1 protein-coding gene is annotated in these 642 nt (G+C 67.1%); it reads right to left on the bottom strand.

From position 1 onward, the window contains the following. Nucleotides 1-642, bottom strand: a 642-nt coding sequence (locus VXC91_RS46550; protein ID WP_329513360.1) for a CBS domain-containing protein, incomplete at both ends; no start/stop codon positions are given.

A 642-nucleotide genomic window follows, 5' to 3' on the forward strand; every position in this document is an offset into this window, starting at 1 on the left:
AATGCCACGGCGTGACCGCTCATCGAATGGCGGTTGGGGGTCGTCGACGCAGTAGGTGAGTTGGTCGATCACTGCGACCACGCCGTCGATCTGCCTGGTCATGGAGACGGCGATCTCCGCCTGGCTCCTGCGTTCCAACCGGCCGGTCAGGGTGACCACGCCTTCCACCACGAAGACATCGATGGTGCTGGGTGCCAGCCGCAGTGCGCGGATCAGCACTTCCTCCATCACCTCGTCGCGGATCTCTGCATCGGGCCGCAGGAACACCCCGAGCAGGTCCCGGCGGGTGACGATACCGACGAGACGGTCCTCCTCATCCAGCACGGGCAGCCGCTCCACCTGCCGCTGGGCCATGATCCGCGCCGCCTGGGCGATGGTCTCCTCGGCATGCACCGTGACGGGCGGCTCGGTCATCAGCTGACCGGCGGTGAAGGCCCTGGATCTGGCCGCCTGCCTACGAGCCCGGGGCGTCAGCTCTGCGAAGGGGAAGCGGCGCTTCGACTCGTCCGCGTCGAGCGCTTCCGACTGTCGGATCACCAAGTCCGTTTCGGAGACGACACCGATGACCTTGTCATCCTCGTCCACGACCGGCAGTCCGCTGATGCGGCCGGCCGCGAGCAGCCGTGCGACTTCCTTGAACGG

The sequence above is a fragment of the Streptomyces chiangmaiensis genome (assembly GCF_036281785.1).
Classification (GTDB): domain Bacteria; phylum Actinomycetota; class Actinomycetes; order Streptomycetales; family Streptomycetaceae; genus Streptomyces; species Streptomyces chiangmaiensis.